The organism is Taklimakanibacter albus, from assembly GCF_016595235.1.
GTDB classification, from domain to species: Bacteria; Pseudomonadota; Alphaproteobacteria; order Rhizobiales; family Aestuariivirgaceae; genus Taklimakanibacter; species Taklimakanibacter albus.
Genome location: NZ_JAENHL010000007.1, coordinates 433607 through 447806 on the forward strand (window position 1 = coordinate 433607; position 14200 = coordinate 447806).

Annotated in this window: 16 protein-coding genes; 5 read left to right on the forward strand and 11 right to left on the reverse strand. The window is 63.5% G+C overall.

Features of this window, described 5'->3' with window-relative positions; translation table 11 throughout:
* The first annotated feature begins 39 nt into the window (after positions 1–39).
* Entirely contained in the window at positions 40–723 is a 684-nt protein-coding gene (locus JHL16_RS13565; RefSeq protein WP_200185374.1) for a TerC family protein, read from the forward strand.
* A 7-nt stretch (positions 724–730) separates the two neighbouring features.
* Here the strand turns inward: JHL16_RS13565 and JHL16_RS13570 are convergent, their stop codons facing one another.
* The 5 genes from JHL16_RS13570 to JHL16_RS13590 form a co-directional block, all read right to left on the reverse strand.
* Positions 731–1495, reverse strand: a complete 765-nt coding sequence (locus tag JHL16_RS13570; RefSeq protein ID WP_200185375.1) for a slipin family protein — start codon at positions 1493–1495, stop codon at positions 731–733.
* The gene (locus tag JHL16_RS13575; protein WP_200185376.1) at positions 1492–2883 is read right to left on the reverse strand and encodes an NfeD family protein; all 1392 of its coding nucleotides are present in this window, start codon (positions 2881–2883) and stop codon (positions 1492–1494) included. The genes JHL16_RS13570 and JHL16_RS13575 overlap by 4 nt, the downstream gene beginning before the upstream one ends.
* A 105-nt stretch (positions 2884–2988) precedes the next feature.
* Entirely contained in the window at positions 2989–4065 is a 1077-nt protein-coding gene (locus JHL16_RS13580; RefSeq protein WP_200185377.1) for an ABC transporter substrate-binding protein, read from the reverse strand.
* The gene (locus JHL16_RS13585; RefSeq protein ID WP_200185378.1) at positions 4062–5435 is read right to left on the reverse strand and encodes a sensor histidine kinase; all 1374 of its coding nucleotides are present in this window, start codon (positions 5433–5435) and stop codon (positions 4062–4064) included. Before JHL16_RS13585 ends, JHL16_RS13580 begins: the two co-directional genes overlap by 4 nt.
* Positions 5422–6099: a response regulator transcription factor gene (locus JHL16_RS13590; protein WP_200185379.1), complete on the reverse strand. Its 678-nt coding sequence runs from the start codon at positions 6097–6099 to the stop codon at positions 5422–5424. Before JHL16_RS13590 ends, JHL16_RS13585 begins: the two co-directional genes overlap by 14 nt.
* 292 nt (positions 6100–6391) lie before the next feature.
* On the opposite strand from JHL16_RS13590, the gene JHL16_RS13595 reads away from it, so the two are divergent.
* Genes JHL16_RS13595 through JHL16_RS13605 form a run of 3 tightly spaced genes read left to right on the forward strand, consistent with a single transcriptional unit; the run spans position 6392 to position 9371 of the window.
* On the forward strand, positions 6392–7369 hold the full coding sequence (locus tag JHL16_RS13595) for a tripartite tricarboxylate transporter substrate binding protein (RefSeq protein WP_200185380.1): 978 nt from the start codon (positions 6392–6394) through the stop codon (positions 7367–7369).
* Positions 7370–7377: 8 nt separating this feature from the next.
* Positions 7378–7860, forward strand: coding sequence for a tripartite tricarboxylate transporter TctB family protein (locus tag JHL16_RS13600; RefSeq protein WP_200185381.1), 483 nt, complete (start codon positions 7378–7380; stop codon positions 7858–7860).
* A gap of 2 nt (positions 7861–7862) precedes the next feature.
* The gene (locus tag JHL16_RS13605; protein ID WP_200185382.1) at positions 7863–9371 is read left to right on the forward strand and encodes a tripartite tricarboxylate transporter permease; all 1509 of its coding nucleotides are present in this window, start codon (positions 7863–7865) and stop codon (positions 9369–9371) included.
* Here JHL16_RS13605 and JHL16_RS13610 read toward each other — a convergent pair.
* The 3 genes from JHL16_RS13610 to JHL16_RS13620 are packed head-to-tail and all read right to left on the reverse strand — an operon-like array spanning position 9347 to position 10723.
* Positions 9347–9850, reverse strand: coding sequence for a GNAT family N-acetyltransferase (locus tag JHL16_RS13610; protein WP_200185383.1), 504 nt, complete (start codon positions 9848–9850; stop codon positions 9347–9349). The genes JHL16_RS13605 and JHL16_RS13610 overlap by 25 nt on opposite strands.
* 11 nt (positions 9851–9861) lie before the next feature.
* Entirely contained in the window at positions 9862–10335 is a 474-nt protein-coding gene (locus JHL16_RS13615; protein ID WP_200185384.1) for a nuclear transport factor 2 family protein, read from the reverse strand.
* A 4-nt stretch (positions 10336–10339) separates the two neighbouring features.
* Positions 10340–10723 (reverse strand): VOC family protein, encoded by a 384-nt coding sequence (locus JHL16_RS13620; RefSeq protein WP_200185385.1) that lies wholly within the window; start codon positions 10721–10723, stop codon positions 10340–10342.
* A 115-nt stretch (positions 10724–10838) separates the two neighbouring features.
* Here JHL16_RS13620 and JHL16_RS13625 point away from each other — a divergent pair, with 115 nt between their 5' ends.
* Positions 10839–11720: a helix-turn-helix transcriptional regulator gene (locus tag JHL16_RS13625; protein WP_348647210.1), complete on the forward strand. Its 882-nt coding sequence runs from the start codon at positions 10839–10841 to the stop codon at positions 11718–11720.
* Between the two features lie 16 nt (positions 11721–11736).
* On the opposite strand, the gene JHL16_RS13630 is transcribed toward JHL16_RS13625, so the two are convergent.
* The 3 genes from JHL16_RS13630 to JHL16_RS13640 form a co-directional block, all read right to left on the reverse strand.
* Entirely contained in the window at positions 11737–12234 is a 498-nt protein-coding gene (locus JHL16_RS13630; protein ID WP_210346020.1) for a DUF1993 domain-containing protein, read from the reverse strand.
* Between the two features lie 5 nt (positions 12235–12239).
* The gene (locus JHL16_RS13635) at positions 12240–13442 is read right to left on the reverse strand and encodes a pyridoxal phosphate-dependent aminotransferase (RefSeq protein WP_200185387.1); all 1203 of its coding nucleotides are present in this window, start codon (positions 13440–13442) and stop codon (positions 12240–12242) included.
* Positions 13443–13646: 204 nt separating this feature from the next.
* Positions 13647–14153: an OsmC family protein gene (locus JHL16_RS13640; protein WP_200185388.1), complete on the reverse strand. Its 507-nt coding sequence runs from the start codon at positions 14151–14153 to the stop codon at positions 13647–13649.
* Between the last annotated feature and the right edge of the window lie 47 nt (positions 14154–14200).

A 14200-nucleotide genomic window follows, 5' to 3' on the forward strand; every position in this document is an offset into this window, starting at 1 on the left:
CTCTTGGCAGCGGCCTAAAACTCCCTCATATCGGCTTTCATGGATTACGTTCTCGCCAGTTCGGTCGCCATCCTTCAGATCATCTGGATCGACCTCCTCCTGTCCGGCGACAATGCCGTCGTCATCGCCCTTGCCTGCCGCTCCTTGCCGCCGCATTTGCGCAAATGGGGCATCATCCTGGGCGCCGGCGTCGCGATCCTTTTGCGCATCATCTTCGCGCTGATCATCTCCGAGTTGCTCCTCGTCCCCTTCCTCAAAGTGGTCGGCGGCCTGCTCCTGGTATGGATCGCGGTCAAGCTCGCCAAGGGCGAGGAAGCCGAAGAGAAGAACATCGCCGCCTCCGACAAGCTCTATAAGGCGGTGTGGACCATCGCCATCGCCGATGCGGTGATGAGTCTCGACAATGTCGTCGCCATCGCCGCCGTGTCCAAGGGCGATCCATGGCTGTTCGGTTTCGGCCTGGCGCTGTCGATCCCGCTCATCATGGTGGGCTCGCAGCTCATCATGAAGATGATCGAGAAATTCCCGATCATCGTCTGGGCCGGCGCGGCGCTGCTCGGCTGGATCGCCGGCGAGATGATCGCCACCGACCCCGTCGTCGGGACGCGCCTCGGTATCGAGCCGCATTCGACCGGCGTCTATATCGCCGCCGCCATCGGCGCCGCTCTCGTCGTCGCGATCGGCTATTGGCTCAAGACACGCTCGCGCGCCGCCGAGGCGTAGATCACAATCACTTGTCGGCGCCGGGCTGGCCCTGCAAATGCGCCAGCAGATCCACCGGTAGCGGGAAGACCACGGTCGAGGTCCGCTCGCCTGCTATGTCATGGAGCGCCGCGAAATAGCGCAATTGCATCGCCTGCGGCTCGGCGGAAAGCATCCGGCCGGCTTCCACCAGCTTCTCCGCCGCCTGCTGTTCGCCTTCCGCATTGATCACCTTGGCCCGGCGCAGCCGCTCGGCCTCGGCTTGCTTGGCGATGGCGCGGACCATGTTCTCATTGAGATCGATGTCCTTGATCTCGACATTGGTCACCTTGATGCCCCAGGCATCGGTCTGCTGGTCGAGGATCTCCTGGATGTCGCTGTTGAGCCGGTCGCGCTCCGCCAGCATCTCGTCGAGCTCGTGCTTGCCGAGCACCGAGCGCAAGGTGGTCTGGGCCAGCTGACTGGTCGCCGCCATGAAGTCCTCGACCCTGATGATCGCGCGCTCGGCATCGACGATGCGGAAATAGAGAACGGCATTCACCTTGACCGAGACATTGTCGCGCGAGATCACATCCTGCGGCGGGATGGCCTGCACCACGACGCGCAGGTCCACGCGCACCATCTGCTGCACATAGGGAATGAGGATGATGAGGCCGGGTCCCTTGACGCCGGTGAAGCGGCCGAGCGTGAAGACGACGCCACGCTGATATTCCCGCAGGATACGGATGGCCGAGCTGAGGAAGAGGATCACGAAGACGGCAAGTATCAGATAGATGGCATAGTCGATCATCATGGTGGTTCTCCTGAGCCTGAACCGGTCTTGGTTCTGCGCCGTAAAGTGAGAATGAGGCCCTCGATATCCACGATCTCGGCCGGCTCGCCGGCGGTGAAGGTGTCATTGCTGCGCGCGTTCCAGCGCTCACCCTCGGCAAGGACATGGCCCGAGCCTTCCGACCAGTCCAGGATCTCGACCGGCAGGCCGCGCATGGCCTGGCGCCCGATCCGCGGAACGTTGTTCCGTGTTCGCCAGAGAAAACGGCCGGAGAGCAGCAGCAGTGCGGCGATCAGCATCGCCACAACAGCGATGAGCGTCCAGGACAGCCGATAACCGGGCGACTGAACCCTGAACAGCATGGCGGCGCCGAGAAGGAAGGCGGCCAGCCCGCCGGCGCCCAGCACGACCGTCGGATAGACGGCCTCCACGACGAGGAAGGTGAGGCCGAGAAGCATCAAAGCGAGGCCGGTATAATCGATAGGCAGCAGATTGAGCGCATAGAGGCCTAACACCAGGCATATGGCGCCGATCACCCCGGGCGCCACCGCGCCGGGACTCATGAATTCGAAGACCAGACCATAGACACCAAAGAGCATGAGGAGCACGGCAACATTGGGATCGGTGATCACCGCCAGGAGCCGGATCAGCCAGCCGGGCTCGATCGTCTCGACCTTCAATCCTTGCGTCGCAAGACTGCGCGGTCCGGCCGTTGTCGCGATCTTCCGCCCATCGATCGCCTGCAGGAGCGCGGCGGTGTCGTTTGCCATGAGGTCGATGACGTGCTGATCGAGGGCTGCCTGCGCCGACAGGCTGGCCGCCTCCCGCACTGCCTTTTCGCCCCATTCGGCATTGCGCCCGCGCAGTTCGGCGAGGCTGCGAATGAGCGCTACGGCATCGTTGGTCGCCTTGATTGCCAGTGTGTCCTGCGCCGGCGCGGCGCCGGGCTTCTCATCGGTCTTCGGCTCGTCACCACCCGGCAGGCTTGGAAAGGGCGTTCCGATCTCGACCGGTGTCGCCGCGCCGATATTGGTGCCGGGCGCCATGGCGGCTACATGTGTCGCATAGAGAATATAGGTGCCGGCGCTCGCCGCATGGCTTCCGGACGGCGCCACATAGCCGACCACCGGCACCGATGAGGCCAATATGTCGGCGATGATCTCACGCATGCTGGTGACGAGCCCGCCCGGTGTGTTGAGGCGCAGGATGACGACTTCGGCGTTTCGTTCATGCGCGCTTGCCAGGCCGTCCTTGATCTGCCGGGCCGTGGCCGGACCGATGGCGCCGTCGATCTCGATCATGAGGGCAATCCGCGATCCCTCGCCTGTCTCACCCCGGCCTTGGATGGGCAAAGCAAACGCCACGGCTAGCAGCGCGGCCGCACAGAGAACCATACGCACCAGTCTCATGCCTGGAGCCTTTCCCGGTCAGGCACCTGTCGCCCGGCCGCGGTCTCGAACCCATTCCTACAATATGGCGTCTGTGGGATCGTAATTCCAGGCGGGCGCGCGACCTTAATCCCGCGCCATCGAGGCCTTCCATTCGGACAGGAAGCGCCGCCGGTTCTGCTGGTCGAGGGTGGCGAGCAAGGCCGGCCCGATCACGATCGGCCGGTACACGCCCGATCCCGAACCCGGATCGACCGCATCGACACCCTCCGGCACCGGACGGTCGAAGGAGAAGAAGAAGGATTTCTCGACCGCCACCGCCTGGCCGCGGCTCGACAGAAGATAGTCGAGGAATTTCTCGCCGAGATCGCTGCGCCCGGCTTTTGCCGGGATCATCGCGGTGCGGCTGAGCACCAGCGTATAGTCGCGCGGCATGACGATGCCGATCGGCGCGCCCGCCTTGTAGCGGCCATAGGCATAGGACCCGATCAGATTGTAGCCGATCAGCAGCTCGCCCGCCTCGATGCGCGCCAGCAATTCGCCGGTGCAGCAGCGCAACGTCGCCCGCGACCGTCCCAGGCTCTCGAGGAGACGGCCGAAGATGTTCGATTGCTGCGTGTCGAAGAAGGCGAAGAGATAACCGATGCCGGATTTCTCGATGTCGTAAGTGCCGATCTTGCCATCATAGAGCTGGGGCTTGCTGCGCATCAGCTCGGCCAGATCGTGATGCGTCCGTGGGACATCCGCCGCCGGCACGAGATTGCGGTTGTAAACGATCACCGCCGGCTCGAAAGTGAAGCCGAAGACCTCGTCGCGCCATTTGGCCCAATCGGGGATGCGGCTGGTGTTGGGCGAGGCATAGGTCTGGGCGCAGCCGTCATTGGCGAGCTTGGCGATATGATCGACCGAGGACGAGATGACGATGTCGGCCATGGTCTCGCCCTTTGCGCATTGGGCCGAGAGGAGGTCATAGAGGTCGTTGGTCAGATAATCGGTGAAATCGACCGTGATGCCGGGCTCCGTCTCCTGGAAATCGCGGATCATCGGCTCGATGGCGCTGATATCGGCAACGGCGCGGATGGTGAGCACTGCGGTCTCTTTGCCCACCGCCGGGAAATGGAAATTCTCCTGGGCGAAGGCCGCGCTCGCCATCGCCACGAGCGAGAAGGCCAGACAGGCGAAGCGCCGGGCAATCGCAATCATGATGGCTCCCCCCCGTTGAACGTGAACAGCACCGAGAAGATGCCCTCCTCCGATTTGAAGCCGAGTTCGCCGCCATGATGAACCGCGACTTCGCGCGCAATGGCGAGGCCGAGCCCGGATCCGGTACCGCCGGAGCGGCCACGGAAGAAGCGTTCCGTCGCTTGCGGCCAAAGTTCTTGTGGAATGCCCGGCCCGTCATCGGCGATCTCAACCTCGACGCCATGTGGCGCCCGGCGCACGGTGAGTCTGAGCAGCGAGCGCGCACCATGCTGAATGGCATTCTCGATGACATTCTTGAAGGCCTCGCGCAGGCTCACCGCATCGCCATGTATAATCACCGGGTCCGACGGCGCGTCGAAGGACACAGTGATGTCGCGATCGAGCGACACCGGCACGGCGGCGGCCAGCGCCTCGTGCGCCAGCATCGCCACATCGACTTCCGATTGGCCCATGGTTTCGGCGCGATGGCTGATCATCGCATCGCTCAGCAATTGATTGGTGAGACGCGCCAGCTCCGCCGTGCGCGTCCTGACGCGCTCGACGTGATGCTGGCGCTTAGCCGCATTCGTCTCCGCTGAAAGGAGCTCCACCTGGCCGACGAGCGCGGTCAGTGGCGTGCGGATCTGATGCGCCGAATCGGCGATGAAGCGCTGCATCGCCGCGAGCCGTCCGGAGAGGCGTTCCATGAAATTGTTGATGGCCGCGATGAGGGTGGCGACTTCGGCCGGCGCCTCGACATCGAGCGGGGTCAGCACATTGGGCGGACGCTTGAGCAGCGCCGTCTCGATATCGGTGAGCGGCCGCAACGCCAGCCGGATGGCGATGATCATGCCGGTGAGCGCGATGAGGCTCATCAGGCCGACCAGCACCATGGCCTTGAGGGTGAGATCGCGGGCCAATGCGTCGCGCGCTTCGAGAGTCTGGCCGACCATCGTCATCACCCAGCCATTGGCTTCGGCGAAATAGCGCCCGACCGCGGCGATGCGGATCGGATGCCCCTTGAAATCGGTGTTGCTCACGAAGGGCCCGGCGCCGCCGGCTTCGGCACCCGCCGGCAGGGGCAGATCCTGGTAGCCGGTGACTTCGGTCTTCGCCGGCATTGCGATGCGATAATAGACGCGCGCGGTGCGCGAGGCGGACAAGGCTTCGAGAGCCGACACCGGGACGCCCGCCTCGACGACGCCGTTCTCGGCCGAGAGCGTCTCGCTGATCTGGCGGGCGGCACCGAGCAGCACCCGATCATAGGCGTCGTCGGCGGCGGTGCGGGCATAGTTGGAGGCGGCGATGGCGAGCACCGCGGCGCCTACGAGCAGCACCGCCGAGATCAGCCCCGTCAGGCGCCAGAACAGCGACGATCTACTTTTTTTCATCGGCCGGTCCCGCCTGATAGCCAACACCGCGCACCGTCTTGATCTCCATGCCGGCGGCGCCGAGCTTGCGCCGGAGCCTGGCGACATAGAGCTCGATGGCATTTTCGCCGGCATCCTCGCCGAAACCGAAGATCTGGTTGAGGAGATCCGCCTTGCTGAACACCCGCTGCGGCCGCGCCATCAGCACCTCGAGCAGCGCCACCTCGCGGCGGGTGAGATCGACCCGCTCGCCGGCCACCGTCACCAGGCGAGCCGCCTGATCGAGAACCACATCGCCCACCTGAAGCCGGCTCACCGTCGCGCCGTGACGGCGGCGCGCCAGGGCGCGAGCGCGCGCTTCGAGCTCGCGGAAGTCGAAAGGCTTCACCAGGTAGTCGTCGGCGCCGAGATCGAGCGCGCCGACCCGGTCATCGACCTGCGAGCGGGCGGTGAGCACCAGCACCGCGGTATCGATCTTGCGGGCCCGGATCTCGCCCAGAAGAGTGAATCCGTCGATATCGGGCAGCATGACATCGAGGATGATAAGGTCGTAGGTCTGGACGTTGAGCGCGTCCCGCGCGCCCTCCCCCGTCATCTGCCAGTCGACCGCATAACCGACCCGCGACAGCCAGGCGACGATGGCTTCACCGACATCGGGCGTGTCCTCGACGATCAGGATGCGCATCGGCTAGTGTCCCGAATCCGAAGGTCGCCCCATCTCGCAGCGCTTTCCGAGCGAACTTCGGATTCGGAAGGACACTAGAAAGCTAATGATTCTAGTGTGCTTTTGAACGCGAAGTTCCTGTCGGTGCGAGCCGCCTGATATCAGGAACTTCGCGTTCAGCACACTAGGGGAGAGTGAGCGCAAAGGCGCTTGTGGCAATGACAGCTTCATGACAGGATTTGAGCTTAAACGCGCTTCCGCTAGGCCACAACAGATGGCCAAGGATCGACATCGATACAAGTGGAGGAACCCGATGAATCGTAGAACCCTTATCGCCAGTGCTGTAGCCCTTTTGCTCGCCGGCGGACTTTCGCTCAACCTCGCATCCACGCCCGCTTTGGCACTCGACGAGCTGCGTATCATCGCCCCGGCAGCGCCCGGCGGCGGCTGGGACCAGACGGCGCGCGCCATGCAGGAAGCCGTCCAGTCGGGCGGCGCCGTCAAGGCCGTCACCGTCGAAAACGTGCCGGGTGCCGGTGGCACCGTGGGTCTGGCCCAGCTCGCCGGCCAGGAACAGGGCAAGGACAATGTCCTGATGGTCAACGGCCTCGTGATGGTCGGCGCCATCCTCACCAACAAGTCGGCCGTGACGCTGGAAAACACCACGCCGATCGCCCGCCTCACCGGCGAATATGAGGTCATCGTCGTTCCGGGCTCTTCCGAGCTCAAGACGCTGGCCGATCTCGTCGCCAAGCTCAAGGCCGATCCGGGCGCGGTTGCCTGGGGCGGCGGCTCGGCCGGCGGCACCGACCATATCCTCGCAGGTCTCGTCGCCAAGGCATCGGGCGCCGATGTCTCGAAGCTCAATTATGTCCCCTTCTCGGGTGGCGGCGAAGCTCTGGCGGCGGTGATGGGCGGCCATGTCGTGGCCGGCATCTCCGGCTATAGCGAATGGGAAGGCCAGATCAAGTCGGGTGAATTGCGGGCGCTGGGCATTTCCGCACCTGAACGCGTTGCCGGCATTGATATTCCGACGCTGAAGGAACAGGGCGTCGATGTCGAGCTCGCCAACTGGCGCGCCATCGTGGCGCCCCCGGGCCTCACTGACGAGCAGAAGCAGGCTCTCCTCGCCACCGTCGATGCGGCAGTCAAGAGCGACAGCTGGAAGAAGGTTCTGGCGGCCAAGAACTGGACCGATCTCTATCTGCCGGGCGACGATTTCACCAAGCTGGTGGCCGCGGAGAATGTCCGCGTCACGGAGATCCTGAAGGGCATCGGCCTCGTCCAGTAGGACCGGCGATGAAACCCGACACACCAAAATCCGCGGCCGGTCTCGCGATCGGCCTCGGCCTCCTTCTGCTGGGCGGCATCATCTTCTATGACGCCTCCCAGATGCAGATACCGCCGACCTATGCCAGGGTCGGCCCGCAGGTTTTCCCTTACTTCATCGCCGTGGGCCTTGCTGTCGTCGGCGCCTATTTCGCCTGGAATTCCTGGGCGCCCGCCGCCCGGCGCGAGATCGTCGCCGAAGGCTTCGCCACCGACTGGCGCGCTTTGCTCATCATCGGCGCCGGCCTCCTCATCCATCTCAATATCCTGAAGCCCCTCGGCTTCGTCATTGCCGGCGTCTTCCTCTTCATGTGCGTCGCGTTCGCCTTTGGCAGCCGCAGCTTTCTGCGCGACGGCATTGTCGCCATCACCCTGGTGGTGGCGAGTTATATCGGCTTCACCCACGGCCTGGGCTTGCAATTGCCGGCCGGCATTCTCGCGGGACTTTTGTAGCCATGGATGTTCTTGCTTCGCTTTTGCAAGGTTTCGCCACGGCGCTCACGCCGATGAACCTCATGTGGTGCCTGCTCGGCACGACGCTCGGCACTGCCATCGGCATCCTGCCGGGCATCGGTCCGGCGCTCACCATCGCGCTGCTTCTGCCGATCACCGCCAAGCTCGACCCGACCGGCGCCTTCATCATGTTCGCCGGCCTCTATTACGGCGCCATGTATGGCAGCTCGACGACCTCCATTCTGCTCAACACGCCGGGTGAATCCGGCTCCATCATCACCGCGGTCGAGGGCAATGTGATGGCGAAGAACGGTCGCGGCGCGGCGGCACTCGCCACCGCCGCGATCGGTTCCTTCGTCGCCGGCACGCTCGGCACCATTGCCATCACCTTTCTGGCGCCGCTCTTCGTCAAGCTCGCGCTGCTGTTCGGACCGGCGGAGTATTTCGCCCTGATGGTCCTCGCCTTCACCACAGTGTCGGCCCTGCTGGGCTCGTCGCTCCCCCGCGGCCTCACCAGCCTGCTGCTCGGCCTCGCCATCGGCCTTGTCGGCACCGACGTGCTCACCGGCCAGCCGCGCTTGACCTTCGACATTCTAAGCCTGCTGCGCGGTATCGACATTGTGGTCGTGGCGGTCGGCCTTTTCGCCGTGGGCGAGGCGCTCTACATGGCCTCGCGGCCCGATATGCGCGCCGGCGAGATCGTGCCGATCCGCGGATCGATCTTCATGACCGCCGACGAATGGCGCCGCTCCTGGAAGCCGTGGCTGCGCGGCACGGCACTCGGCTTCCCCTTCGGCGCCCTGCCGGCGGGCGGCACCGAGATCCCGACCTTCCTGTCCTATTTCCTCGAGAAGCGCATGTCCAAGAAGCCGGAGGAATTCGGCAAGGGCGCCATCGAAGGCGTGGCCGGACCGGAAGCCGCCAACAACGCGGCGGTGGCGGGCGTGCTGGTGCCGCTCCTCACTCTTGGCCTGCCGACCTCGGCGACGGCCGCCATCCTGCTCGCCGCTTTCGAGCAGTATAATTTGAAGCCGGGCCCTCTCCTCTTCTCGTCCTCCTCGACGCTGGTCTGGGGCCTGATCGCCAGTCTCTATATCGGCAATGTGATGCTGCTCATCCTCAACCTGCCGCTTGCCGGCCTGTGGGTGCGCCTCCTCTCCATTCCCCAGCCTTTGCTCTATGGCGGCATCCTGCTGTTCTCGACGCTGGGCGTCTACAGCCTCAACAATTCGACCTTCGACCTGGTGCTGCTCTTCCTCGTCGGTATCCTCGGCTTCCTGATGCGGCGCTATGATTTCCCGGTGGCGCCCTGCATCATTGGCCTCATTCTGGGCCGGCTCGCCGAGGCGCAATTCAGGCGCGCGCTGACCATTAGCCAGGGTGACGCCTCGGTTTTCTTCACCCATCCGCTGTCGCTGGCGCTGCTGATCATTGCCGCCCTGGTTTTTGTCGGACCGCTCTTCTACCGCTGGCGGGCGGCGAAACTTCAGAGCGTAAAGGCGGCGGGGTAACGGCACGCACCGCTCTCGCCGGCGAGCGTGTCCGGCTTGAGCTCGAGTCCCATGAAGGCCTCATGCCCTTGGAAGGGGCAAGCGATATGCCGTACCGCTTCGGCCGAAAAGCCGAAGCGCGGATAGAACGCCGTATGTCCCACCACCAGCACAGCTTCGAAGCCACGTGCCGTCACAAGATCGAGCCCACGCCGGATCAGTGTCGAGCCAATGCCTTTGTTCTGGTGATCCGGCAATACGGCCATAGGAGCCAGGGCCACCGCTTTGACCGGACGGCCATCCACCTCGACCTCGAGCCGGCTGAACAGGATGTGGCCGGTGACCTTCTCGCCCTCGGTCACCACCAGTGACAGCACGACCAGATCGTCACGCGTGAGCGCTTCGATGATGCGCGCCTCCTCCTCACCGTCGAAGGCAAGCCGGTTGAGCGCCAGCACCTGGGCGCGCTGCTCAGGTTTTTCGAGCACGACATGCGTCATCACCCATCTGTTTAAGGCACCAGATTAAGTGATTCAATTGACTCGTATTTCACCCCTCGGATGTATCTCCTGACGATCGTTGCGTCCGACGGATAATTGTCGGGCGCCATCGGCACCAATTGCGCCTGGATGCATTTCCAGGCGCCGTCTTCGAGGAGATAGGTGTCGGTGTAGCCGGTCATGCCGATGACTTCTTTGCCCGCCTCGACGATCACATGTTTGTTGACCGACCAGACAAGACCGATATTGCCGAACACGCCAATATGCTCGTCGCGATAGTCCCAGTAGATGATGACATCGGGATCGAACCCGGTCGCCCAGCGCCTGAGATACTCGTTCCTGCCCCGCCGGACGCCTTCGCTCGACACATAGGTGAAGTCCGCATGCGTGATCGCATCATGCGAAGGGACATCGTTGGTCACGAAATTATGGATGAACCGGGCGTTCAAGGCCCGGAGCTGCCGCGTGGCCTCGCTCTTGTCCATGGGTTCAGCTCTTTGCCGGCGCGCCGCAATAGGCCTCGAGGCGGTAGCCGTCGGGGTCGACCACGAAGGCAGCATAGTAATCCGGGCCATAATCGGCGCGCAGGCCAGGTCCGCCATTATCACGCCCGCCCTGGGACAGCGCCGCTTCATGGAACGCCCGGACGCTTTCACGGCTCGGCGCGGCAAAGCAGAAATGCAGGCCCGATTTTTCATCGGCGGTGACCGGGCGTTCGGTGGCGCTGATCCACAGCGCGACGCTGCCCTTCCCGTAGCCGAGCGAGCCTGGACTGTCGCTGAGGCAGGCATAGCCGAGCGGCGTCAAAGCCGCATCATAGAAGCGCTTTGCCGCTGCTGTGTCGCGGACGCCAATTGAAACATGATCGAACATCGGTCCAGTCCTCCATTAGGGATGTCGGCCGGGCATCTAGCCGTTGCCGCATTTGGCGTGCTTGGGGAAAATTGCTATCTTCGCGGGCATGACCTCAACTCCCCTGGATCAGCATGTGAGCGGCCCGCCGCCGGCGCGCCTGCTGGCCAAAGGTGATGGCTGGCGCGTCAGCGACGTCGTCTGTGCGCAGGGGCCGCAAGATCGCACCTTCGAGGAGCAGCACCGTGATGTGACCATCGCCGCCGTGCTGCATGGGTCGTTCTTCTATCGCGGTGAAACCGGCCGGTCGCTGATGTATCCAGGGGCCCTGCTTCTCGGCAATGCCGGAACCTGCTTCGAATGCGGACATGATCACGGCACCGGCGATCGCTGCCTGTCCTTTCATTTCTCTCGCCCGTTCTTCGAGGAAATCGCGACAGCCGCGGCCGGTTCACCCCGCTTTCGCTTCGCCACGAACATGCTGCCGGCGCTGCGGCAACTGGCGGGGCCCCTTGTGATGGTCGAGGCCGGGGCATTGGCCGCGGATCCGATCTATCTGGAGGAGCTCGCCATCGGATTTGCCGAAGCTGTGCTCGCGGTCCTTTCCGACGGTTCTCGCGCCATGGGCAATTTGCCGGCGCGTGATCGGCGCCGGGTGAGCGATGTCGTGCGTTACATCGAAGATCACGCCGACCAGCCGCTCGGCCTGAGCGATCTCGCCGGCCTGGCCTGCATGAGCAGATATCACTTCCTGCGCACCTTCCGGCAGGCACTCGGCATCACGCCCTATCAGCTTCTGCTCAATATTCGGATGCGCCGCGCCGCGGTCGCGCTGGCGACGACCCCGGCCGAGATTGCGGCCATCGCCTTCGCGTCTGGTTTTGGCGATCTCTCGACTTTCAATGCACGCTTCCGCACCGTGACCGGCATGAGCCCGCAGGCCTTCCGCAAATCGGTAGCGTCGTCCGGCCTGTCTTCACACGGCGGTTCAAGACTTCAATCCAAGCGATTCAACTGACTCGGGAAATCAGGCGTCAGAAGCGGGCGATGAAATCCGCTTTGCCGATCTCGAGTCCATTGTGGCGTAAGAGCCCATAGGCCGTCGTCACATGGAAGTAGAAGTTCGGCAGGCCGACCTGCGAGAGATAGTCGGCGCCCTTGAGTGTCTGCTCCTTGCCGCCGGCCTTGAAGGTGATCTGGCGATCGGCGGCATCGGCGAACTGGTCCTTGTTCAGGCCGCGCAGGAACTCGACGGTCTTGCGAATCCGCTCATGCAGCTCGTCGAAGGACTTCTCTTCATCAGAATGGCTGGGATTGGTGACGCCGGCGAGGCGGGCGCTCGTCCCCTTGGCGAAGTCGCAGGCGAGCTGAACCTGCTTGGTGAAGGTGAACATGTCCGGGAACAGCCTTGCCGTCAGGAAGGCATTCGGATCGAGCTTTTTGGCCTGCACATGCGCCTCGGTCTTGCGCAAGAGGGCTGCAATGCCATTGAGGAAATGCACGAAAACCGGGACCGACGCGTCATACATCATGATACTTACCTCAGATTGCCGCAGAATCTCTGGACACGCCGGCAGGCGTCTTCGAGCACATCGGTCGCCGTCGCATAGGAAATGCGGAAGAAGGGCGAGGTGCCGAAGGCCGCGCCATGGACAGCGGCGACCCCTTCCGCGGCCAGGAGCTCGGTGACGAAGTCCTCGTCATTCTTGATGACATTGCCCGACGGCGCCGTTCTGCCGATGGCGCCCTTGCAGGAGGGATAAACATAGAAAGCGCCTTCCGGCGTCGGGCACGACAGGCCCTTGGCCTGGTTGAGCATCGACACCACGAGGTCGCGGCGCTCCTTGAACACTTTGTTGTTGGCCGGGATGAAGGCCTGCGGCCCATTGAGCGCCTCGACCGCCGCCCATTGTGCGATCGAGGACGGGTTGGAGGTCGACTGCGACTGGAGCTTCGACATCGCCTTGATGAGGACTTCGGGTCCGGCGCCATAGCCGATGCGCCAGCCGGTCATGCAATAGGCCTTGGACACACCATTCATGGTCAAGGTGCGCTCATAGAGGCCGGGCTCGACCTCGGCCGGTGTGGCGAAGACGAAGTCGTCATAGACGAGGTGCTCATACATGTCGTCGGTCAGGACCCAGACATGCGGATGCTTCATCAGGACGTCGGTGACCTTCTTCAGCTCTTCACGCGAATAGGCGGCCCCGCTCGGATTGGACGGCGAGTTGAAGATGAACCATTTCGTCTTCGGCGTGATGGCGCGCTCGAGCTGCTCGGCCTGGAGCTTGAAGCCATGCTCGATGGTCGTCTCGACGAAGACCGGCTTGCCGCCCGCCAGCATGACGATGTCGGGATAGCTCACCCAATAGGGGGCCGGGATGATGACTTCATCTCCCGGATTCACCGTCGCCAGCAAGGCGTTGAAAAGAATCTGCTTTCCGCCGGTGCCGACGGAGACCTGGGAGACTTTGTAGTCGAGGTTGTTCTCGCGCTTGTACTTGGCGACGATGGCCTTCTTGAGCTCGGGGATGCCGTCGACATTGGTGTATTTGGTATAGCCCTTGCGGATCGCCGAGATCGCCGCTTCCTTGATATTCTCGGGCGTGTCGAAATCGGGCTCGCCGGCCGACAGGCCGATGATGTCGCGCCCCTCGGCTTTGAGCGCCATCGCCTTGTTCGAGATGGCGATGGTGGCCGAAGGCTGGATGCGGTTCAGCGAGTCTGAGATAAAGCCCATTCCAATGATCCCTGATTTTGGCGCGGGCATCTGGTAGCGCCGCCACCGCCCGACCGCAAGGGCCCCATTGTCATGGCGACATTCCGGTAGCGCGTGATCAGGAAAAGTGGATACCGGTTTTCCGTCCGATCACGCGCCAAGCTTAAGATTCCGATCACGATCAATTCAGGTCATAGGACCTGAATTGATCGTGATCTTGGCGGGTCAGCTCCAGCGGGCGTCCACGGCTACTGGCGGCGGGCTGCGCAGGGTCTGATAGACGACGCAATAACGTTCGGTGAGCTTGATCAGGCTGGCCTTCTGCTCGTCCGTCAGTTTGCCCTTGATGTCGAAGACGAGGCGGATGTCGCGGAAGCCGACCGGTACCTCCTTGGCGACGCCCAGCGTCCCCCGGAAATCCAGATCGCCCTCCGCCCGCACACTGGCCTCGTCGATATCGAGCCCCAGCGCCGTCGCCACCGCATTGAGGGTGACCCCGGCACAGGCGACCAGAGCCTGGAGCAGCATATCGCCCGAGCAGGCATGGATACCCGAGCCGCCGGTGGCCGGATGGAGCCCGGCCTCGACCATGGCGCGGGCGGTCTCGACCGAGCAGGTCACGCCTTCGCCGATACGTCCCTCCGCCTTGAGAGTGATAAGGGCCGACTTGCCGTCCTGGCGATACAGCTCCTTGAGGGGAGCCTGAAGGGATTTGAGTTCTGTCGCGTCCATTGGGGTCATCCTGCGTGATCTTGTCTCCTCCATATTAGGAGATCTGC

What these genes read in the sequence shown, in the direction of transcription:
- JHL16_RS13565 (WP_200185374.1), top strand. Translation starts at nt 40, where the DNA reads ATGGATTACGTTCTCGCCAGTTCGGTCGCCATCCTTCAGATCATCTGG.
- JHL16_RS13570 (WP_200185375.1), bottom strand. Translation starts at nt 1,495, where the DNA reads ATGATGATCGACTATGCCATCTATCTGATACTTGCCGTCTTCGTGATC.
- JHL16_RS13575 (WP_200185376.1), bottom strand. Translation starts at nt 2,883, where the DNA reads ATGAGACTGGTGCGTATGGTTCTCTGTGCGGCCGCGCTGCTAGCCGTG.
- JHL16_RS13580 (WP_200185377.1), bottom strand. Translation starts at nt 4,065, where the DNA reads ATGATTGCGATTGCCCGGCGCTTCGCCTGTCTGGCCTTCTCGCTCGTG.
- JHL16_RS13585 (WP_200185378.1), bottom strand. Translation starts at nt 5,435, where the DNA reads ATGAAAAAAAGTAGATCGTCGCTGTTCTGGCGCCTGACGGGGCTGATC.
- JHL16_RS13590 (WP_200185379.1), bottom strand. Translation starts at nt 6,099, where the DNA reads ATGCGCATCCTGATCGTCGAGGACACGCCCGATGTCGGTGAAGCCATC.
- JHL16_RS13595 (WP_200185380.1), top strand. Translation starts at nt 6,392, where the DNA reads ATGAATCGTAGAACCCTTATCGCCAGTGCTGTAGCCCTTTTGCTCGCC.
- JHL16_RS13600 (WP_200185381.1), top strand. Translation starts at nt 7,378, where the DNA reads ATGAAACCCGACACACCAAAATCCGCGGCCGGTCTCGCGATCGGCCTC.
- JHL16_RS13605 (WP_200185382.1), top strand. Translation starts at nt 7,863, where the DNA reads ATGGATGTTCTTGCTTCGCTTTTGCAAGGTTTCGCCACGGCGCTCACG.
- JHL16_RS13610 (WP_200185383.1), bottom strand. Translation starts at nt 9,850, where the DNA reads ATGACGCATGTCGTGCTCGAAAAACCTGAGCAGCGCGCCCAGGTGCTG.
- JHL16_RS13615 (WP_200185384.1), bottom strand. Translation starts at nt 10,335, where the DNA reads ATGGACAAGAGCGAGGCCACGCGGCAGCTCCGGGCCTTGAACGCCCGG.
- JHL16_RS13620 (WP_200185385.1), bottom strand. Translation starts at nt 10,723, where the DNA reads ATGTTCGATCATGTTTCAATTGGCGTCCGCGACACAGCAGCGGCAAAG.
- JHL16_RS13630 (WP_210346020.1), bottom strand. Translation starts at nt 12,234, where the DNA reads ATGATGTATGACGCGTCGGTCCCGGTTTTCGTGCATTTCCTCAATGGC.
- JHL16_RS13635 (WP_200185387.1), bottom strand. Translation starts at nt 13,442, where the DNA reads ATGGGCTTTATCTCAGACTCGCTGAACCGCATCCAGCCTTCGGCCACC.
- JHL16_RS13640 (WP_200185388.1), bottom strand. Translation starts at nt 14,153, where the DNA reads ATGGACGCGACAGAACTCAAATCCCTTCAGGCTCCCCTCAAGGAGCTG.